The 18710-nt window shown below is 36.1% G+C and carries 27 protein-coding genes and 1 pseudogene; 19 read left to right on the top strand and 9 right to left on the bottom strand.

The window, feature by feature from the left end:
• Nucleotides 1-4: 4 nt before the first annotated feature.
• The 5 genes from KH400_RS17890 to KH400_RS17870 are packed head-to-tail and all read left to right on the top strand — an operon-like array spanning nucleotide 5 to nucleotide 3010.
• Nucleotides 5-526: a pyocin knob domain-containing protein gene (locus KH400_RS17890; RefSeq protein ID WP_217226989.1), complete on the top strand. Its 522-nt coding sequence runs from the start codon at nucleotides 5-7 to the stop codon at nucleotides 524-526.
• 1 nt (nucleotide 527) lies between these two features.
• Nucleotides 528-2456, top strand: a complete 1929-nt coding sequence (locus KH400_RS17885; protein WP_217226987.1) for a glycoside hydrolase — start codon at nucleotides 528-530, stop codon at nucleotides 2454-2456.
• Nucleotides 2456-2623: a hypothetical protein gene (locus tag KH400_RS17880; RefSeq protein WP_217226985.1), complete on the top strand. Its 168-nt coding sequence runs from the start codon at nucleotides 2456-2458 to the stop codon at nucleotides 2621-2623. The genes KH400_RS17885 and KH400_RS17880 overlap by 1 nt, the downstream gene beginning before the upstream one ends.
• On the top strand, nucleotides 2623-2757 hold the full coding sequence (locus KH400_RS17875; RefSeq protein WP_217226983.1) for an XkdX family protein: 135 nt from the start codon (nucleotides 2623-2625) through the stop codon (nucleotides 2755-2757). The genes KH400_RS17880 and KH400_RS17875 overlap by 1 nt, the downstream gene beginning before the upstream one ends.
• 52 nt (nucleotides 2758-2809) lie before the next feature.
• Entirely contained in the window at nucleotides 2810-3010 is a 201-nt protein-coding gene (locus KH400_RS17870) for an acetylornithine deacetylase (protein ID WP_217226981.1), read from the top strand.
• Here KH400_RS17870 and KH400_RS27455 read toward each other — a convergent pair.
• Entirely contained in the window at nucleotides 2995-3195 is a 201-nt protein-coding gene (locus KH400_RS27455) for a hypothetical protein (protein WP_369009386.1), read from the bottom strand. The genes KH400_RS17870 and KH400_RS27455 overlap by 16 nt on opposite strands.
• Nucleotides 3196-3209: 14 nt before the next feature.
• Nucleotides 3210-3788 carry a DUF4393 domain-containing protein gene (locus tag KH400_RS17860; protein WP_217226979.1) on the bottom strand — a complete coding sequence of 193 codons (579 nt, stop codon included), beginning with the start codon at nucleotides 3786-3788 and terminating at the stop codon, nucleotides 3210-3212.
• Between the two features lie 153 nt (nucleotides 3789-3941).
• Between KH400_RS17860 and KH400_RS17855 the strand changes: the two genes are divergently transcribed.
• The 5 genes from KH400_RS17855 to KH400_RS17835 all read left to right on the top strand — a co-directional run bounded on the left by KH400_RS17855 (nucleotide 3942) and on the right by KH400_RS17835 (nucleotide 6721).
• Nucleotides 3942-4517 (top strand): hypothetical protein, encoded by a 576-nt coding sequence (locus KH400_RS17855; RefSeq protein WP_217226977.1) that lies wholly within the window; start codon nucleotides 3942-3944, stop codon nucleotides 4515-4517.
• Between the two features lie 79 nt (nucleotides 4518-4596).
• Nucleotides 4597-5550 (top strand): S8 family peptidase, encoded by a 954-nt coding sequence (locus KH400_RS17850; RefSeq protein ID WP_217226975.1) that lies wholly within the window; start codon nucleotides 4597-4599, stop codon nucleotides 5548-5550.
• Nucleotides 5551-5570: 20 nt separating this feature from the next.
• Nucleotides 5571-5786 carry a hemolysin XhlA family protein gene (locus KH400_RS17845; protein WP_217226973.1) on the top strand — a complete coding sequence of 72 codons (216 nt, stop codon included), beginning with the start codon at nucleotides 5571-5573 and terminating at the stop codon, nucleotides 5784-5786.
• 1 nt (nucleotide 5787) lies between these two features.
• Nucleotides 5788-6060, top strand: coding sequence for a phage holin family protein (locus KH400_RS17840; protein ID WP_246589817.1), 273 nt, complete (start codon nucleotides 5788-5790; stop codon nucleotides 6058-6060).
• Entirely contained in the window at nucleotides 6053-6721 is a 669-nt protein-coding gene (locus KH400_RS17835; protein ID WP_217226971.1) for a peptidoglycan recognition protein family protein, read from the top strand. Before KH400_RS17840 ends, KH400_RS17835 begins: the two co-directional genes overlap by 8 nt.
• Nucleotides 6722-6745: 24 nt before the next feature.
• On the opposite strand, the gene KH400_RS17830 is transcribed toward KH400_RS17835, so the two are convergent.
• Nucleotides 6746-7063 (bottom strand): hypothetical protein, encoded by a 318-nt coding sequence (locus KH400_RS17830; protein ID WP_217226968.1) that lies wholly within the window; start codon nucleotides 7061-7063, stop codon nucleotides 6746-6748.
• Nucleotides 7064-7089: 26 nt separating this feature from the next.
• Entirely contained in the window at nucleotides 7090-7311 is a 222-nt protein-coding gene (locus tag KH400_RS17825) for an immunity repressor protein (protein ID WP_217226965.1), read from the bottom strand.
• Between the two features lie 124 nt (nucleotides 7312-7435).
• On the opposite strand from KH400_RS17825, the gene KH400_RS17820 reads away from it, so the two are divergent.
• Entirely contained in the window at nucleotides 7436-7660 is a 225-nt protein-coding gene (locus KH400_RS17820; RefSeq protein ID WP_217226963.1) for a LexA family protein, read from the top strand.
• 183 nt (nucleotides 7661-7843) lie between these two features.
• Here the strand turns inward: KH400_RS17820 and KH400_RS17815 are convergent, their stop codons facing one another.
• The 4 genes from KH400_RS17815 to KH400_RS17800 form a co-directional block, all read right to left on the bottom strand.
• Nucleotides 7844-8176 carry a hypothetical protein gene (locus KH400_RS17815; protein WP_217226961.1) on the bottom strand — a complete coding sequence of 111 codons (333 nt, stop codon included), beginning with the start codon at nucleotides 8174-8176 and terminating at the stop codon, nucleotides 7844-7846.
• A 10-nt stretch (nucleotides 8177-8186) separates the two neighbouring features.
• A complete protein-coding gene (locus KH400_RS17810; protein WP_217226959.1) occupies nucleotides 8187-8405 on the bottom strand; it encodes a hypothetical protein in 219 nt (72 codons plus the stop codon).
• 86 nt (nucleotides 8406-8491) lie between these two features.
• Nucleotides 8492-8719, bottom strand: a complete 228-nt coding sequence (locus KH400_RS17805) for a hypothetical protein (protein ID WP_217226957.1) — start codon at nucleotides 8717-8719, stop codon at nucleotides 8492-8494.
• A gap of 145 nt (nucleotides 8720-8864) precedes the next feature.
• Nucleotides 8865-9095 carry a helix-turn-helix transcriptional regulator gene (locus KH400_RS17800; RefSeq protein WP_217226955.1) on the bottom strand — a complete coding sequence of 77 codons (231 nt, stop codon included), beginning with the start codon at nucleotides 9093-9095 and terminating at the stop codon, nucleotides 8865-8867.
• A 338-nt stretch (nucleotides 9096-9433) separates the two neighbouring features.
• Between KH400_RS17800 and KH400_RS17795 the strand changes: the two genes are divergently transcribed.
• The 8 genes from KH400_RS17795 (at nucleotide 9434) to KH400_RS17760 (ending at nucleotide 18185) form a co-directional block, all read left to right on the top strand.
• Nucleotides 9434-9643: a hypothetical protein gene (locus KH400_RS17795; protein WP_217226953.1), complete on the top strand. Its 210-nt coding sequence runs from the start codon at nucleotides 9434-9436 to the stop codon at nucleotides 9641-9643.
• Between the two features lie 166 nt (nucleotides 9644-9809).
• Nucleotides 9810-10121, top strand: coding sequence for a hypothetical protein (locus KH400_RS17790; RefSeq protein WP_217226951.1), 312 nt, complete (start codon nucleotides 9810-9812; stop codon nucleotides 10119-10121).
• Nucleotides 10122-10232: 111 nt separating this feature from the next.
• A complete protein-coding gene (locus KH400_RS17785) occupies nucleotides 10233-10577 on the top strand; it encodes a glycosyltransferase (RefSeq protein ID WP_217226949.1) in 345 nt (114 codons plus the stop codon).
• Nucleotides 10578-10585: 8 nt separating this feature from the next.
• On the top strand, nucleotides 10586-11272 hold the full coding sequence (locus KH400_RS17780; protein ID WP_217226947.1) for a M23 family metallopeptidase: 687 nt from the start codon (nucleotides 10586-10588) through the stop codon (nucleotides 11270-11272).
• The gene (locus KH400_RS17775) at nucleotides 11269-13908 is read left to right on the top strand and encodes an ATP-binding protein (RefSeq protein WP_246589816.1); all 2640 of its coding nucleotides are present in this window, start codon (nucleotides 11269-11271) and stop codon (nucleotides 13906-13908) included. Before KH400_RS17780 ends, KH400_RS17775 begins: the two co-directional genes overlap by 4 nt.
• 401 nt (nucleotides 13909-14309) lie before the next feature.
• Nucleotides 14310-14792, top strand: a complete 483-nt coding sequence (locus KH400_RS17770; protein ID WP_217226945.1) for a Panacea domain-containing protein — start codon at nucleotides 14310-14312, stop codon at nucleotides 14790-14792.
• A 53-nt stretch (nucleotides 14793-14845) separates the two neighbouring features.
• Nucleotides 14846-17113 carry a hypothetical protein gene (locus KH400_RS17765; protein ID WP_217226942.1) on the top strand — a complete coding sequence of 756 codons (2268 nt, stop codon included), beginning with the start codon at nucleotides 14846-14848 and terminating at the stop codon, nucleotides 17111-17113.
• A gap of 529 nt (nucleotides 17114-17642) precedes the next feature.
• A complete protein-coding gene (locus tag KH400_RS17760) occupies nucleotides 17643-18185 on the top strand; it encodes an SRPBCC family protein (RefSeq protein ID WP_217226940.1) in 543 nt (180 codons plus the stop codon).
• Here KH400_RS17760 and KH400_RS17755 read toward each other — a convergent pair.
• A pseudogene (locus KH400_RS17755) lies at nucleotides 18156-18710 on the bottom strand (ATP-binding protein); the annotation flags it as partial. The gene KH400_RS17760 and the pseudogene KH400_RS17755 overlap by 30 nt on opposite strands.

Below are 18710 nucleotides of genomic sequence, written 5' to 3'. Positions count from 1 at the left end.
AGCATTGGGGTATGAAAAAATAACTTTCAGTAATGATTCACCTCCTGCAGCAAATGCCGAAAATTTAAATCACATACAAAAACAATATGAACAAGCCGTCGAATGGGCAAAAGGTATGGGATTAGGTGTGTCGAGTTGGTCAAGTCCACCAACTGTAAATCTAAATGACTTGAAAACATCAGGCTTATTTATAGTTGGCAGTAGTTCATCTAATTTGCCGAGTGGTTTCCAGGCAAGCTTTGTTCGTGTGACTGGTCGAAGAAATGACAGGGTGATCCAAGAATGTATTGAGTACTGGGGTAGTGAGACAGAGCCTAGAATAGCAAAAAGGCGATATAGAGATGGTAGTTGGAGTGACTGGTATAAAGTAGAGACTACTGAGGGAGCTCAAAATAAAGCCAACGAAGCTGAACAAAATGCTAAACAGTATGCTGATGAAGCCGTCAAAGTAAATGATGGTGAAACAAATAAAAAGTATAGCTTTGGTATGGAGAATGGGCAACTTTATTTGGAAGAGGTGAATTAGAATGACTAGAATTTATGTTGAAACTCCTGATGGAGCCCAAGAAAAAGCAGATCAAGCCGAAGAAAATGCAAAACAATATACAGATAATCAGATCGGTGAAATAGAAGTCCCGGTTGAATCTGTCAACGGTAAGACTGGCATTGTGGAATTAACAAACAAAGATGTAAATGCTCCAAGCAATTCAGATTATGAAAATTTAAAAGCTAAAGTCGGTAATGCAGACGATCTTGATACTGAAACAAAAGAAAATTTAGTAGCTGCAATAAACGAATTAGAGCAAAAGCGTGTTACGCATTTGTCTGATAATGACCGTCACGTAACGCAAACATTTAAAGATTACGTCTATGGCAAGGGGCGAACAACTACCGCCCTACAACGTGAAGTCGCTTATCTCAATCTTAAACAAGAAGCATCTGACCGTATCGAAAACGGGTCAACATTCGGTGACAATATGGAAGATATATTCGGTGCTATTTTCGATGAGGTAACGAGTACGAATATCGTTAGACGTGACCGTGCGATGTTGATGTTAGATTCGCAAATGGAAGAAGTCAGCGTTGAAGATGCGACAGTCGTTAATGAAGCGTATAGTACGGAGGGTAACGGTGGTCGTAAGTTAGTGAGGTTGGATGACGGAAGCTTTTATGCTGTTCTACTACATCCCGACAATTATATCCTAGGTTATCATTTTAACGTAAATTCGAATGGCGAAATAGTAAATGTTCAAGAGGAACAGATGGAATTTACAAATACAAGAACAGACGTATGCATAACAACAGACGGTAAAAATGTTTTCATGCTAGGTACAAGTGGGACAGCAGTAGTCCGTTTTAGAACAAGAAATACAAACGGAGAGTGGTTAGATAATTTACTAGTTGATAGTAGTCAAAACGAAGTAAATTCCATTTCCCTAGCCATCAACCCCGAAGGCACAGAATTACACGCTGCATGGTCGAGTAAAAACGATAACTACCCTGACTCGTTCAACATCCGTTATGCGAAAGGTACGATTAACGCAGATGGTAGTGTAACGTGGGGTAGTGTGGAACAGGTGACGACTGTTAATAGCACAACTAATACAGGTTTACGAAACCCGTCTATAATTGTGAATAACCAGGATGAGCCTATAATCACTAGTGATTATAGAGCATCATCAGTTTCAAGGGTATATGGGCTCAGGAAAGACAGTGGAGGTTCATGGTTAGCGTTAAACACCGAAACTACTATATATGATGCAGGAAACTACACCCAATCCTCCCCATCCGCATGTGTCGATAAAGACGGTGTGATACATGTAGCGTGGCATGGACTGGATAGCGAAGAGAATTCAAACAATATCCGTTACTCTCGCTCTATAGATGGTGGAAAAACATGGTCAACTATGGAGAAGTTAACAAGCGGTACTCAAAGGAATCACAGTCCATCCGTTACTGTTAATAAAAATAATAAATTATTTATCTTATTCCAAAGAAATAGCGTAGGAACTAGTTATATGTTAGAAAATACGGATGGTGGGTGGGTAATTACGCAAATGCCGAGTAACAGTAGACATCCATCAGCTTTATATGATAATACGTTTACCCTTGATTTTTCTATACCATTATCAGTTTACATGATAAATGGAGTTTCAATTAATTTTAGAGGTACATGGAAAAAAGAAACTGAAGTTCCAACAACGACAGCAACCGCTGTATACGAACTAGAAGCAACAGATCAAGTAGGAGCATTTGTCAAACGTGTAGGTGACATTGAGGTTGAAGCATATATAAACGATGAGTTAATGGATGCAGACCTGTTAGATGATGAATATATGTTTAGCGGTACATTGGCTGAAGAGGAGCCGGTTACATTACGTTTAGAGTTATCAAGGGTTAATACGGATAGCGGAAATGACGATGCGGTAACACGGTTGTTAGGAGGGAGAGCATAATGCGTAAGTTTATTTTTCCTACTGAAGAAAAGAAGCAGATCGAGGAGTTAGAGAGCGATTATGCTAATACTGTTTATGAATTGATGTTGGAAAAGTCACGTAATGATGAACATGATACTGAAATAGCAGATATTTGGTATCAGATGATGACAGGAGGTAATTCGTAATGTGGTTTGATAGAATTAAACGTTTTTATGATCGTGAGTTGTGGACGTTGGAACAAGTAAAAGACGGAGTAAGGACTAATCATATCACCGAAGAGGAATACGAAGAAATAACGGGAGAATCATTTGAAGATTAATGGCAACTCAGGTTCATAATGCGTAGTAAAATACATTTCGAGGAGAGATAGTATGACCAAAAATATAGATGAACTTGAATTAAGAGTAAAAGAGCTTGAAGATGCACTAGCGATTCAAAAAGCAGAGACATCGCAAGCTCTTTCGTTCATAGCCAATAAATTTTCAGAAGAGCTGCAGAGGTTGATGGACGAATATAAACGTGAATTAAAAACCGAGTTCGGAAATCTGGTTAATTATTATAAACAACATTGACCGAATAATTTACCAAAACTAGTAAAGTCCCAGATGGATTTCTTCAAGAACAATTCTTTTGTTTTATCTCCATCTTGTGTATTTTGATTATCATAAGCATTTTTATAGGCTAAATAAACTGGATGATTAAGAAGTGCATCGTAACGGCTTTCCATTGTATAATGCAGTTCATGATCTATTGTTATTAGTCCTAAGCGGATTAGGTTGTCAATTGAAGAAGAGTAAAGATCTTGGTTCTTGATGTGTAATTCAGGAAAGGGGAAAAATTTTCAATAATGGTATTTTCTCCTCCATTTTTATTTTTGGTTTTTATTTTTCCAACAGCAATATGCAAATGAGTATTTAAAAACAAATACTTAAAGTTTTTTGCATCGAAAGGTGAAAGCTGTTTTATTATTTCTACAAAGGAAGAATGTGACTTATCTTTCTTGTCACTATTAACCGATGATGCTATCAACTTCGCAAACATAGAGCGAATCTCTTCATCTTCAATATAATACTTTGAAGCTTCTAAAGCTGGACCAACAATATTTAAAGAGGGCTCAGAGACTTTATCGGGTTGAATAAGAGATAATTCTTTCTCAATTTCCTCTTTGAATTTCTGAATATCAAGCTCTTTTTTAATTCTAGCTTTTGCTAAAGGAGAAAACGCAATAAAGAATAAGTCGCCAAGTCCTTCGCCGATTTGTTTAGCTGGCGGTTCAAGTGCAGACTTGGTAATATCAGCTGGGACCTTTATTGATTTGGATAAGTCAGTAAAAAAATTTCCATCGGACATTTTGTTCACCTCAATAAGTTATTATGTGTTCTAACTTTCGATAAATTGTGTAATAAACCTTTTAATTTTTGGTTCATTGGACGCAGCATTAGCTAGTGTTATTTTTCATTCCCTTCATCCCTACTATGGTATCATGTAGTGGGGGTGATGAGATTGAACTATACAATTGATAAGCTAAATGAGGCTGATTTTTTTCTAAATAAATTAAAAGAACACAAAAATATTTTCCCGGAGTTTGATTATTTCCTGAATGCATTTGTCAGTTCAGCAAGAGCTGTCTTATGGATAATGAATTCTGAATATGATTCAAATAATAATTGGAGAAATTGGTACGAGAACAAATCAACCAGTGAATCTGAAGATATTTTATTAAGAGGGATTACAAATATGAGAAATAGATCACTAAAGCAAGCCCCTCTAAAAACAAAAAAATATTCTATAATTCATTCGGATTCTGAAACAGTTGATGTTTATAGTGAAATGAAGATATTTTTAGAGAAAAACGGGAAAGATAAAAAGTATAATTTGGAAATTAAGGAAGTAGACAATATTGAAAATCAAATAGTAAGAAATGAGAAAGAGCTAACGATCCATGGTATCCTAAATATCTACGATACAGTAGAAGAATTTAAGGATAGTAATGTAATTGACAAATGCGAAGAGTATTTTTTATGGTTAAAATCACTTGTGGAAGAATGCACGAGTTTATTTAATAACCAGGATAATTAATATTAGAACTTACAATAAGTAGGTTCTTTTTTAATTCACAAAAAGGTGTGTTTTTTATGATTAAAAAGGAGGGGCGAGAATGAATTCAGAAGTCCTCAAAAAGTCAAATATAATTACTTTTCACGAAAAAGGCTATAAGGGTCAGGGTGTCACAGTAGCTGTGTTAGACACCCTCCATAGTCCTCTTGAAGAGACTGAGGTTGAATTACCGTTTAAAGAGAATCATAACGGGGAGATCGGACACAACACTCACGTATGTAGCATTGTCCGTGAGTTTGCACCGAAAGCTCGCATTATCTCTATGCCTTGGTTTGGGTCAGGTAAAGAGGAGATGGCACAATGGATAGTCGATAACGATGTTGATATTGTTAATTGCAGTTTCACAGCTACAAGGCCAACATATGAGCTAATCGATGAATACTTAAGTGGTTTGAATATACCACTTGTGTGCAGTAGTGGTAACCAGGATAATGACCGTATCTCATTTCCAGCACGCTTTGATTGGACAATAGCCGTTGGTGCTTATCAAAAAAGATGGGGACATGTTGCGGGATATTCAAACCGTGGGGAAATGTTAGATGCAGTAGCGTTCACCGATATCAATGTCCCTAATCCTAATAACAAACAGAACGGTTACATGTCATTTGGAGGTACTAGCGCCTCTGCACCGGCTGTTTGTGGGATGTTGGCATGTTACATGTCTGCACTAGGCGAAAAGCTCAATACAGATCAAGCGAGACGTTTTATTCATGATAATTGCATCGACAAATACGAAGAAGGCTTTGACACACGTAGCGGTCATGGCCTTTTTATTTTGCCCGACGTGCCAGAAATGAAAGAAAACCCTGTAAAAGAGGAGGTGAGAGAAGTGAGCCAAGTTAAATTTGCGGACGTAGAAGGACATTGGGCACAAACGGCTATCGAAAATCAGGCTAAAAAAGGCAAGTTAGCTGGTTATCCTGACGGGACGTTTAAGCCTAATGAAACAGTAACGAGAGCTGAATTAGCGGTTATTTTAGAGAGGTTGAAATAAAAAGTTGAAGGGAGAATGTTATGGAACAACGTGTCAATAAATTAGAAAATGATGTCGGGGAAGTAAAGAGCGACATGGTTGATGTAAAAACACGATTAGCTGTGGCTGAATCTAATATCAAAGACATCAAAGAAGATATATCCTCTATCAAAGCAAATACAACTTGGATATTGAGGTTAGTCGTGGGAACGATCATAGCAGCAGTGTTGGCTTTCTTTTTGAATGGAGGTGTTTGAATTGGAAATTAGCGAGTTAGTGAATCACATAATCGAAGAAGCTTATATACTAATACCTGTTCTGTTAGTACTAGGCACAATGTTGAAAAAGACGCCTAACATAAAAGATTGGCTTATTCCCTACATCGTTCTATTCATCGGTGTAGGGTTTTCTATCGCTTTGTTAGGATTCAATGTAGATGCGGTTATACAAGGCGTTATAGTGGCTGGTGTGAGTGTGTTTGGTCATCAAATGTTAAAACAGTACAAGAAGAAGGATGATGATCATGATTAAAGATGCTAATTTAAAATTCCCTAACCGAAGACAAAAGATGAAGTCGGTTGAGGGCATTGTAATTCACCATCCGTTAGCGTATTGGACTATACAACGACTACATGAATATTTCATAAGCATCGGCTGGAACGGTACTGCTTACAGCTACTATGTTCAGCAGGATGCGACAGTTTACTATGGACGAAGTGCTAAAGGAACCGAATATGTAGGTGCACACACAAAGGGTGAAAATCACAGGTATATCGGCATTTGTGCTGAGGGGAATTTTCACCAAGATGTTAATGGCGTCCCCGCAAAGCGAATTAGTGACGATCAATACAGAAAATTAGTTTCCATTACAGCTGCTAAATGCCGTGAACACAATTTAACTCATAAAGATGTATTCGGTCATTATGAAATACCAGGTCAAAGCACATCCTGCCCTGGTAAGTTGTTTTCAATGGATAAATTCAGAATGGATGTAAGAAAAGAGCTTATGAAGGGGGATGACGATTTGAATTTATCCAACTACCAATGGAGTGTGTTAGAAAATCAGGTCGAAGGATTACTGGAAGACGGCGTGATCAGCGACCAAGATTGGCTACGAAAAATCAAAGACCGCACAATAACAGCATCAGAAATGATTTGGTTGAACAGCGTTGTGCTGCAACGTTTACGGTAATAAAAATAGCCCCTTAATTGGGGCTTAACCATTATATTCATGAGATCCGCTTAATATCCGCTCCTCATACACTCTATCTATTGCCTCTGATATTTCCTTACCTAACTCGCCGCTCAAGTATTCACTTTCTTTAACAAAGAGAATGCGTCCTTCTTTAAAATCCATAATCTTAAACACTCGATGCCCTTGGACCCACTGAAAAAGCATAAACTCATATCTTGATGTTCCAGTATCTTCCTTGCTATAACAGTCTGGGCAAAGGAACTGGTTATAAAACAACGTTAAGTTCCTGGCTCTTCCTGTACGATTGCATTTATCGCACATCCCAAGTTGCGTAGTCATGTTATCACTCCTGTCATTCCCGATTTTTATACTTTTTTATTCGGAGTAAACTTTTTCTTACTGAGTCGTTTTGCTAAGCATAAAGAGTCATAAAAAGAGGCAAGGAATAACTTTTGTGTTTCAACATCTTCTGTGTAGAAATCCTTATCCTCCTCAAGACGTTTTTTCTCAGTATCAAATTTTCTTTGGATGTCACGCATATCTTTTTTAGTTAATTCAGGCAAACATTCATGTTCTGAACCTTTCATGAAAAACACCTCTTTTTTTAATTGATTAACTTCAATATTACCAGAACATTCATTCCCTTTTCAACTTGAAACAGAATATATGTTCGTTTATAATTGTAAAAAAGAAGAAATATGGGGGAAGCTTATGGGGAAAATCACTAAACGTCAAAATGAAATTTTAGATGTAATCAAATTATTTATCACCACAAAAAAATACCCTCCAACAACTCGTGAGATATGCGAATTAACAGGTTTAAAATCATCGAGCACTGTCCATGGCCATTTGGAAAGGTTGAAAAAGGAAGGGATAATTGATTGGGAGGAGAGTAAGCCGCGCACATTAAGAATTTGTCATAACGAAAACCAATGATTGTTTATCGGTATTGTAATTAAACATACTTTATTCTGGATAGAGTGATTTCGGATACGTTTCTTTATTTGTTGTGCACGGTATATTAAATGTAGGTTGAAGGGAACCTTTCTATTTTAGTAAGAGGCAGTCTGTATTAGACTGTCTTTTTTCAGTACAAAATCCCCCCTCGTATTGGAGGGGTTATTCTGCAATATAACATACTTCATCCACAATTTTTGCACCACGATGAGTCTTACTTACTAACTCATATTCCACCTTGTTATCTCTTATTTGTAAAATCGCTACATCAATATGATCTAATACGTCGTCACCAAACCAACTTTTGAATTGCTGTTCGATCGATTGTTTGAAGTCCATTTGATTACTCGCATTAAATGAGCGTTCTATACTTTCGTGTATGAGCTCTTTAACCTTTTCACTATTAGTCAGATCGGGTTTTATTTCTTCGCAACCGTCAAAATTCACATTCACTCCATCTAAAAATACCTGTACACTATCCTTATCGTATTTCATATGACCACTCCTACCCACGCATAATGACGTACCAAATATCTTTACTTTCGCAATGCTCACATTTACAATCATCAAATTCCGTAAATGGTGTTTTTGACTGATGATTTATAACCATGTCATGAGTTAAACGGTCATTCTTGTAACCATTTTGAACAAACTGTATAGATTCTTCATTGCAAGTAGGGCAAGTGATAATATCACCTGCTTTGTAAAATAGTTCTCTCATCATCCATCCCACCTATACAACACCAATTTTCTTATTTTCCTAAATCAGACGCGTATTTATTCCGTTTTTGATCGTACTGCGAAATAAAATCATTTTTTATTAAGTGCGTTTTCTGCCCAAGTGCGATACATAGCTTTATCTGTATTAGTTATCGAGATACGCTCCAACACATTTTCATACCGTTCGACCTTCCCCAATAATTCTGGAATAAACTCAACACAATCCATAGCTTTCTCTGGTGCTTCTTCTACAGTTCTTTCGCTTTGGAAACACTGGCAATAAGCATTGTATTTTTCAACAATTTTATTTTTATCCAAATGGATCACCTCTTCCTAATACTCTTCTTCGAATTTACAGGTTGGACATTTTGTTTTATAACCAACTCCATGCCTGCCGCATATAAACCCACCATTTAGCGGTTTATCCAAAGAATCACTCCTTCGCTTTATAAATCTAGCTGATTCACTTTTCATTTATTTCCTCAAACATATCCTCGATATCAACACCTAAAACTTTTTTTAAGCGTAGGAGGTATCCAACCGAAGGTGTTGATTTAGCCTGTCCGTCCTCTTTATTTGAACACCAGGCATAAAGTTGTTTTGGTGTAGCGTTGATAGATCTAGCTAATTCAGATTTATTCACCATTCTTTCATCGAGTAATTCACCTAACTTACTTCTAACTTTAATCTTCATCGTCCTTTTCACTCCAACCTGCATTTATATGTATCACCTCCTTTAATTATGCCTGTACATTCATCTTACCACAACTATAGATTATTTTGGGTAAAATTTTGGATAAAATACATAAAAATTGTTATCAAAACAAGCTATCCACCCATACATTGAAACTAAATAACAAGTAACGAGGTGACTACATTGAATCTAAAAAACAAAGGCGTGTGCTTCAATCTTGCCGATCCCGACCAGAAACAACTTTACCTATTCGCCATACAACGCACGAACTTCTCTAACTATGTGAAGCGACTAATTGAAAGGGATATGTTGAGCAAACAAAAATAAGGAGGCTTGTCATGAGAATAAGCGATAAAAAGATGAAGTATATCCTAGACTTGGTGGATGATGCTCTAATGGAGTTGGAAGCTGAATACGAAACGAGTTTAGGTGATAGTATGGGGCGTTTCTTATCATTCGTGAATGGAGTTAACAAGGAATACAAAAGGCGTAATGGGGTTGAGTATCACATAGGTTATTGTTTGTGTCCTGTTTGTAAGAGGAAATGAAGAAATGTAATTCAGAACGTAAAAATCCCCTCGCATTTACGAAGGGAAGCCTCGAAAAGTTACTACACGTTATGTGTAATAACTTATGCACACATTAGCCGAAACTTGCTAGTACCAATAAAATTATTTTTCGCTCATACATGTCGTACAGGAAAAGGGTGATCTTATGAGCAAAAACAGATTCGTGAAGTCTGTATCATTTAATAAGACAAATGAAGAAGATCAACTCATTTTGAAGAACATCAGCAGGCGTAATTTTAGTGGATATGTAAAAAAGTTGATCTTGGAGGATATAAAACAAAAGCAAGGTAATAAGAGTGACAAAACGAAAAATGAAGGCGAAAAAGATGATATTCAAAATGATAAATCTGTTATGACACCGCAACCTAAACAATCTCCATCAGATCGGCTCGAGCAACTAAAAAAACGGAGCCAGCAATCAGCTCCGAAAGTGTTTATTAACCAATCAAAATATTAACGCCTGTTCCGACAGCAAAGCCAACAACTAAAGCGGTCGTAAATACCATTTGATGACCTCCTTTGCTGGTTATTATGACCGCTTTAAAACAAATTATTCAGGAGGGGTACAATGGCTAAAACGGAAGCGATCAACTTTAGAGATTTTATGAGTCGCGATTGGAGAGAAAAGAAAAACAATACTGAAATTAAAGTATTGTCAGCATCAATGGCAGGTGCAGTTTTGTTAGTGCCTAAATTGGCATTAGCTGCAGGAGTAGACGGGACATTTGGAAATGTTCACGGATCAGCCATGAATATGATTGATGCTGGTGTAGTTTTAGTCATTATGTTTGCTGGTTGTGCTTGGGGGTTGGGGCATCGTACCAAAGGGCTAGAAATCCTTATAGGTGTTTCTTGTGGATATATCATTGCCCGTCATGCAATAGACATTAGAGATTTTCTAAAAACAATATAGGTGATCGTATGAAATTTAAACTAACGAGCCCGTTCGGTGAATTATCAGAAGTACGAGACAACAGGCCACATAGCGGAATTGATTTAGGGATGGAAACAGGTACGGAATTAAGAAGTGTTGGTGATGGTGTTATTGAGCGTGTGATTGAGGATGGGGAGAAAATTGGTAACGGTGTTTACATTCGATTGGAGGACGGAACGCAAGCCATATACGGTCATTTGAGTGAGATCACAGTCAAAGAAGGGCAATCTGTTAACTTTATGGACACTATCGGTTTTAGCGGTAATACAGGTAATAGCACTGGACCACATTTGCATTTTGCATTGAAGTCACCAGATGGCGAATATGTTGATCCTACACCTTTTGCGGACGGTATTAGTGCTATTAGCGGTCATATCGAAAATTCAAACACAAACTTCTTTTTGGAGAAATTTAATCAGTTCTCAGATTGGGTCATCGGAAAAGAAACTGAGCTTGTGTTAAAGCCGTTCGCTAACTTTATACAGGAAGTCACAACAGATATATGGATGTGGTTTGTTGCTAATTTACCTGACATTATGGGTTATGGGACAATTGCAGCTGGTGTCCTTATGATCTTCTCATCGATGGTAGGTAAAGGTGGGATGATTAAAACTCTTGCCTGGTGGTTTGGTGCGTTGATTTTGGCTATCTGCATTCTAGGAGGGATGAAATGAAGGAGCCTAACTTCATTATGTTAGATGATAAAAACCTTCCTGTCGTTAGAGAGAAAACGGAAATTGAAATCCTAGATACAAAAGAAACGGTTTACCACTATCCTGATAAAAGCAGATGTGGCAAACCTGCACTAGTGATTGATGTTATACCCGAAAATGAAAAATTGAGCAGTAAGTTCAAGCGTCTACTCACGAAAACAAAGGCTGTTAAATGGGATGATTTCTTTGAAGTGGAGCGAAACAAAATGGTGGTATATAGAATCATCCCACATTCAAAAATAACAAACAATAATAAAAGGTTATGGCGGTCCATTTATAAAATGTATGAAATGTATGAATGCCCGAGATCAAGGCTGGAACGTGATGGGTTCAAGTTTAGGTATAGAGAAAAAGATTACTTTTGGTTTGATGTTGTTTTTAAGCAAGTAAAAGGTGAAAAGAAAATTGAATTTTATGTCGCTACGTCTGAATATCAAGCACTAAAACTAAAACGAAAGCTTGAGAATAAAATGAACGCCACAATAAAAGATGCTTCGATTGATGATCTACAGATCCCACAAGCAAACACAGTTGTTCAAGATATGAAATACCTCAAACATGACATTTTTTCCATGAATACTAACGCCACGGAAACAAAAACACCGATTTCTTCTATATTAAATACAGTTGATGAATTGCAATACGATGGTGACATGGCTAGATTATCTATATGCAATGAAGCTGAAAATCGTCAAAAGTGGGTAAAAAGTGCTCAGTGGGCGATGGAGAAGTTACAAAAAGGAAAAGTTCCACAACGTGCAAATTTAAGCAGTGGAAAGGTGACAAAAGCGGTTAAAACCGGTGTGGCAGGTGTTATTAATGAAATCAATGATCTTTTAACCGATACATTCCAGGCGTTTTCTAATGTGTTCTTTAAATCCGATAAAGGCTTTAAGAAAGAAAAGGTGGTCGAAAAAGGGTACTCCCTTGAAGATGAAATAAGTGCAGCTCGCTTGAGTAATGCCAGTCGCGAAAAGATCAACCAACCTGTTTTTAAATCAAAAATCAGAGTATCTGCTCATTCTAACGATAAATTAACAAGAGAAACTCTGGGTGAAACCTTGTCACTTTCAATGAGTGAGCTGGCAGAAAACAATGAGCTGCATGGAATAAAAGTGAAGGTGAATGGAAAACGAATTGATGCGATTAGAGAAATTAATGAATTGAGACTATCCAAACGGTCTAAAATGGATGCTGACGTCAATTTAATAAGTACTGATGAGATGAACCGGTTAGCGTTACAAATGCCATCCCAAGAACTCCAAAGGCGTTATGATGATGCGTTGAGCACTAAAACCAAAACAGAAGTTGACATACCAAAGGCCATGAGAACTGGAAAGGGGATTCCATTAGGGTTAGCGGAGTATAAGGATACTAAGATACCAATATCAATGCCTGTGACGAACCCTGACACCTTCTATAGAGGTTATGTGTTCATTGGTGGTCAAGGTGCTGGTAAAGACACCGCTATAAAAAATTGGATAATTGATGGCTGTTTAAATCATGGAATTAGTGCAGTTATTCCAGAAGCAATTGTTGAAGAAGGAGAAAGAGGAATGGCCGACGGTATAAGGGATACTTTGCCACCTGATAAGATCATTGATATCGATTTAAGTGATGAGGAATATATTGTGCCGTTGGACCTAACGGAGGTTATTGAAAAGTTAGGGAGAAAGGGCGCTTCGAGATTTGCAGATGAGGTAATTGACTTTTTTGGGGATATGGAAGGTTTATCACGTTCTAAACGCTACCTAAAAACGGCTGCCAAGTCAGCGGGAGGGTCCCTGTATAACATTAAACGAATTATTGAAGATGAATCCTATAGATTAGAACGCATCGAGCAGTTAATGAACGAAGGGAATATAAGATTAGCGAACGAATTAATACAATGGGGGACGAATGAAGAATTGGGGAGTAAAGCTGATCCTGTACTTAATCGATTAGGTGACTTTTTTGATAACGATACTCTTTTTGACATATTTGCTCAACCACCAAAGAAAGATGTGGACTTTGAGAAGTGGATGAAGGAAGGTAAGGTTATTATTATTCGTATACCTAACCGTAAGCTAGGTGAGTTAGCGACTAAAACGCTGGTCCATTGGGTGACGCTAAAAACATTCATGACACGTATGCTCATGAGTAAAGCTGATCAAAAGAATGGCTGCTTCGTGGTATTTAATGAGCCTGAGCAATACACAACAGAAGGATTAACAAAACTAATGGGGCGTATTGGTACAGAAGGGAGAAAAGAGCGTCTTGGTTCGTTATATGCTTTTCACCATTGGAACAAGTTACCCCAGAGCTTACAAGAGAATTTACAGGGTGGCGGTGTCCAACAATTCTTATTTGCTAATGATCACACAAAAACGTTTGAACTATCAAAACACCGGCTAGAGCCAACGATTACGATTGAAGATGCTTCTCGATTGCCAATGCATTATGCAATTGTATCTGTCCGAGCTGGAAAGGAAATGCAAAATGCGTTTATTTGCCACATGAAACCACCAGCCGAAATAAAGTATGATAATTCATTTTTGACAAAACGCCATGCCAGGATGTTTGGACGTAAGTGGGAGGATTTGCAAAACGCCCTATAAACATTTTTGAAAAAGCATTTTAAAGTGTTTTTAACACGCCTCTTCAGTGATTGGAGGGCATAGAATTTCTGGAATGTTAATTATAAAAACTCTGGTTGTTTTTTGGCATTTAAGAAATGGGCATGATTTATTTTTGTCAAGGTTGCATTAATTTAAAATTTAATATAGATGTAACAATATTATGAAGGTAGTAATATTTAGTGTTTCCCTTTTTTGATTACACAATATATAGTATTTGTCTCGTAATGGATAGAAATAATAACTTAAAAGTTTCACAGGTGCAGGTGACTTATTGTTTTAAATGTAGTATCATAAAAGTATGAAGATTAGTTTACATTGTGGATAAGTTGTAGTATAATGTTCAATTTCATTTCAGCATATTAAAAAAGGGGGTCGATTAAATGGTATATTCTGTTGAAGAAGTAGCGAAATATTTCTTGCGGAAAAGCTCACCAGGGACAATATGGGCAATCGATCCACTCAAATTGCAAAAATTAACATTTTATGGAGAGGCTTACTATTTAGCGATTAGTGGGGGAACACACGAAAGGTTAATTAATGATTGTGAGTTTGAGGCTTGGGTTCACGGTCCGGTTTGTCGAAAGTTATGGCAAAAGTATTCTAATTATGGATATGATGACATCCCTACCTATGTTGGAAAGACGGAATTGGATGAAGACGAATTTGCTACATTTGTTCTAGACTTCGTGTGGAATAAATACGGGCATGAGTCTGGGAAGACTCTTGAAATGAGAACCCACAATGAAGATCCATGGAAGAATGCTCGTGGTAATAAAAGCCCCCAATCCAGAAGCAGGAGTATTATATCTATAGAAAATATGTTTGATTTTTACAAGGACGAAATAAACATAAATTATATGTAAAAAAAACGGAGACCCACTCCGTTTTTTTTTGTTACTATATAAGAAAGGAGGGGTTGGGTAATTTGTTAACTCTCACTATTATTTTAATCTCAATCTTATTTATATTAGAAATATTTAATTACTTATCAAAAGATATTAAATATCAAACCATTTTAGATTTAAAATCCCAAATGTTTAATACTAAGTTTTATAGGCGGTTTTTTGGTAATAAAAAGGTTCAAGTAACGGTCGCGTATTTAAGGTTATATACTGTGAGCTTTTATAAATTTATTTTAACAAACTTTTTCACTTCAATAATTATATTCTTATGTATTTATATAATTGCATTTTTTATATTGCCTAATTTAGGAATTGATAATATATCTACCATTTTTTTTAATCGAAAATATGGATTTCATGAACTATCTGATGGATTAACATCGGACTTATTAATGGGTTTTTCTGGAGCGCTGACAATTATTTTACCCGCTAGTATCACTCTTTATTTGTTTATCTATAGGGTACAAAAGACCTCTTTTGAATCATTAATAAACGACCTGACAAAAAATGTTTATTTAATAGTTTTTATTTACTTTAACCTTCTAACGATCATATACGGTTATCATTTAAATTATGTAATAACAAGCCAAAGTGAAGATTTGAATGCATCTTTAGTAGCAACAAACATTGAAATTAGTCGGATCGATATTTGGATATCGTTAGTGATCATAACTTTATTTTTATTAATGAAGTCTTTAAAAAAGTTATTTAGAACTATAAATATTAGGTATATCCTTTTTGATTCAATATTAGATTTGGAAAAAAGGTTTAGGACTATATCATATCTGAGTAATGAAGATGCTAATACTTTTAATCGGAATTTGATTGAAAATTATTATAGTAATATTGAGTATACAATTGAAAGTATTTATCAAATGCTTAAAATGGCAGTAGATAAAAATATGTACAAAATTTATGATGAACAGTTCCATAGTTTTAGGACATTAATTAAAGACTTAATGGAAAATTCAAGAGATCCCAACCAAGAAGAAAATAGTATAATGTTTTACATCATATCGGAAGACCGTGATAAATATCAAGAGTTGTACTCGTTAGTTATTAAAAATTATACTTCATTAGTTATGTTTTTAATAAATAATCACAATTTGGATTTTGCTCGAACTGCGATTAAACACTTTAATCAGTTAAAGCCGAGGAACCCGCTCTCTGAAATAGTCACTGTGACTGATGATAAGATCAAACAAACTAACGACGAATATAATGAACAGGTAATTGGAGTAGGAAAAGATAACGTGATAGGGGAAACTAACTTTGATGAGAATACGGTTAAGCAGCTCGAGAATAAGTATAAACATTTGCTCCAAATCTATTTGAAGTCACTTGGGGAGTTAGCAACCTCAATTTGTAATAACCAAACTGATGGGGTGCCCTTTTTGATTGAATTCTTGGAAACTTCAGTATCAGAATTGGAGAATCAACAAAGCTTTGATGGTGAAATTATTACCTTTGAAGTTAAACATATATTTTTAGTCTATAGGACGCTCATATTAAAAGTTATTTCAAAAGATGACTTGAATATATTAACTGACGCGTCGTATTCATTAACAAAGGGTGTGACTAGCGCTGAGCAGGATTTAATACGAAAACAAATGAAAGATATAAACACAAGTATAAGAAAATTAAATAGTAGTAAGAAGATACCTCGTAAGGCTAAAGAAGTACTTCTTTCTATAAATGAAAAGAGAAAGGAACAATTAGAAAATAAGTTCAAGGTATTAAGAGAGAGGAGTAAAGAACATGGTTTAGAACAATACGAAAATATTTCAATGTTAATCTTATTTCAATGTTTATTTAAGTCAATTGAAATTTCTCACCATAAATCAACCGGCTTTTTAGTTAAGTTTCTTGTAACTAACTTTGATAATGAAAAATTGGTTGAATATTATCATTCTTTTTTAAGTTCAACTAACCCTTTTGAAAGTGATGTGTTTTCGTTTGAAGATAATTATACAAAAGGGGAAAGTTCTTTTAATATTAATAAAAGAACAATAAAATATTGTATGAAAAAAATGGAGTTATTATTATTAGGGCAACAAATATATATAGATGAAAGTAACTTAGATTTTGATTTTTTACCAGACGGTAATTACATTACTCCTCATTGGGTGAAAAAAGAAGAATTAAATTATTTGAAAAATAAAATCAAAAGTTCCAAGGATCTCAATATGCTTTGGATTACGGATGATAAGTTTTTGTATTCTCTTGAGAGGTACTTCAAAAATGGGTTTAGGGTAATAAATAACGAAAAATCTGGAAGTTAGAACTTTTGAGTTAAGTTGTGCATTTGGTGCCGTTTTGGTGCCGACTGTCATATAAATTGATATAACATAGTAATGTTTTTAAATGATGCATTTACGATTTCCCTTTATTTATTAGAGGTTAGATAGGTATGTATAAGTAGGTAAAATAGGGCAAGACATGGGCGGCATGATGTAATAAGAAAAGCGTAAGTGCCTTGGTCACGAGCGACAGGCACTGGAAGGACTTTGATAGAAGCCGATTTTTGGCTTCAAAAAAGGCCTGAAGTGGCCCCGAGCTCGTAGGCACTGAAGCTGGACATCTGCCCCTCGAACCCTTGATATATAAGGATTTGTTAGTAAGGTGAGAGTGAAATGCTAACATTTTGCTAACATTGAGGTTATTAACGGAGGCTTCTCATTAGTTCACCGAACTTTTGAGAGGCTTCTTTTTTCATTTCTTGTGTGACATGGAGATACACATTTTTTGTAATTTGATCATCATAACAAGTTACAGAAGGAATTCAAGGATAAAGAAGAGGAGGATGAAATTATGAATGAATATGGTAAATTACATGAATCAAATGGTCGATATGCTTTAAGATTTGAACGATCTTTCCCTCAAAATCCAGAAGATGTATTCCGTGTCCTCACAACTTCTAATTATTTCTCCCAATGGTACCCTTTTGCCACAGGGGAGATGGATCTCAGACTTGGTGGTGAAATTGGCTTCGATGATGGTGAAGGTACAACATATAAGGCTACTATCACAGAGTTTGAAAAGCCATATTTATTTGGTTTCCGTGAAGAAGGTGATCTGGTGAACATATCTTTGCAGGAAGAGGATAAAGGTTCTCGAATGATCTTCACCCATACTTTTGACGACGATTCATGGGCAGTTAATACCGCTGCAGGGTGGCATCGGTGCTTGGATGTCCTTCAACAGATAGTCAACGGACATCTAGTGGAATGGAAAGATAATGCCACTGAGTTAAAGGAATATTATTGTAACCGTCAAGTAGAATTAAACAATTTTCCACAAATAACTTCAAACAACTTTCCACAATTAAGATTCAACAGTTTGCGGATCAAATAATGCTTTTCTATACTTCATTCGAATACTATCTGCCTCTTCATCGAAAGTGAGAATCTCATTTCGATGCAAGAGACGATCTAATATGGCTGTTGTTAGAGTGGGGTCTCCGAGGAATTTCCCCCACTCACCTGGTCCTTTATTTGATGTTAGGATAAAAGCAGCTTTGTCATATAGGTCATAAATAAACTGAAAGAAAAAGTGAGCTTCCTGTTCCTCATAGGTCATATACATAACATCATCAATGATGATTAAGTCTGAATTTATAATTCTTTTATATCTGGTTTTAGATTTACCGATGTATTCTTTTGTTTTTAAGATGTACATGAGGTGACTCATGGAGATAAAAGACACTTTATATCCATTCTCAACCGCATGTATCCCTAGGGCCACTGATAAATGAGTCTTCCCGGCACCTGTCGGTCCCATCATAATTAATGTGAAACATTCCTCCAATTCAACTCCTTCAATACGTTTAGTTGTTTCTCACCAATTGCAGTCTGTTCCTTTAAGTCATAGGTATCAAAC

The organism is Desertibacillus haloalkaliphilus (genome assembly GCF_019039105.1).
In the GTDB taxonomy this organism is placed as follows: domain Bacteria; phylum Bacillota; class Bacilli; order Bacillales; family KJ1-10-99; genus Desertibacillus; species Desertibacillus haloalkaliphilus.
The sequence above is the reverse complement of the archived record's forward strand: the minus strand, read 5'-3'. Positions and strand labels throughout refer to the sequence as shown.

Coding starts and splice junctions, on each gene's coding strand:
- KH400_RS17885 (WP_217226987.1), top strand. CDS start 528: ATGACTAGAATTTATGTTGAAACTCCTGATGGAGCCCAAGAAAAAGCA.
- KH400_RS17880 (WP_217226985.1), top strand. CDS start 2,456: ATGCGTAAGTTTATTTTTCCTACTGAAGAAAAGAAGCAGATCGAGGAG.
- KH400_RS17875 (WP_217226983.1), top strand. CDS start 2,623: ATGTGGTTTGATAGAATTAAACGTTTTTATGATCGTGAGTTGTGGACG.
- KH400_RS17870 (WP_217226981.1), top strand. CDS start 2,810: ATGACCAAAAATATAGATGAACTTGAATTAAGAGTAAAAGAGCTTGAA.
- KH400_RS17860 (WP_217226979.1), bottom strand. CDS start 3,788: ATGTCCGATGGAAATTTTTTTACTGACTTATCCAAATCAATAAAGGTC.
- KH400_RS17850 (WP_217226975.1), top strand. CDS start 4,597: ATGAATTCAGAAGTCCTCAAAAAGTCAAATATAATTACTTTTCACGAA.
- KH400_RS17845 (WP_217226973.1), top strand. CDS start 5,571: ATGGAACAACGTGTCAATAAATTAGAAAATGATGTCGGGGAAGTAAAG.
- KH400_RS17835 (WP_217226971.1), top strand. CDS start 6,053: ATGATTAAAGATGCTAATTTAAAATTCCCTAACCGAAGACAAAAGATG.
- KH400_RS17830 (WP_217226968.1), bottom strand. CDS start 7,063: ATGACTACGCAACTTGGGATGTGCGATAAATGCAATCGTACAGGAAGA.
- KH400_RS17825 (WP_217226965.1), bottom strand. CDS start 7,311: ATGAAAGGTTCAGAACATGAATGTTTGCCTGAATTAACTAAAAAAGAT.
- KH400_RS17820 (WP_217226963.1), top strand. CDS start 7,436: ATGGGGAAAATCACTAAACGTCAAAATGAAATTTTAGATGTAATCAAA.
- KH400_RS17815 (WP_217226961.1), bottom strand. CDS start 8,176: ATGAAATACGATAAGGATAGTGTACAGGTATTTTTAGATGGAGTGAAT.
- KH400_RS17810 (WP_217226959.1), bottom strand. CDS start 8,405: ATGATGAGAGAACTATTTTACAAAGCAGGTGATATTATCACTTGCCCT.
- KH400_RS17800 (WP_217226955.1), bottom strand. CDS start 9,095: ATGAAGATTAAAGTTAGAAGTAAGTTAGGTGAATTACTCGATGAAAGA.
- KH400_RS17795 (WP_217226953.1), top strand. CDS start 9,434: ATGAGAATAAGCGATAAAAAGATGAAGTATATCCTAGACTTGGTGGAT.
- KH400_RS17790 (WP_217226951.1), top strand. CDS start 9,810: ATGAGCAAAAACAGATTCGTGAAGTCTGTATCATTTAATAAGACAAAT.
- KH400_RS17785 (WP_217226949.1), top strand. CDS start 10,233: ATGGCTAAAACGGAAGCGATCAACTTTAGAGATTTTATGAGTCGCGAT.
- KH400_RS17780 (WP_217226947.1), top strand. CDS start 10,586: ATGAAATTTAAACTAACGAGCCCGTTCGGTGAATTATCAGAAGTACGA.
- KH400_RS17775 (WP_246589816.1), top strand. CDS start 11,269: ATGAAGGAGCCTAACTTCATTATGTTAGATGATAAAAACCTTCCTGTC.
- KH400_RS17770 (WP_217226945.1), top strand. CDS start 14,310: ATGGTATATTCTGTTGAAGAAGTAGCGAAATATTTCTTGCGGAAAAGC.
- KH400_RS17760 (WP_217226940.1), top strand. CDS start 17,643: ATGAATGAATATGGTAAATTACATGAATCAAATGGTCGATATGCTTTA.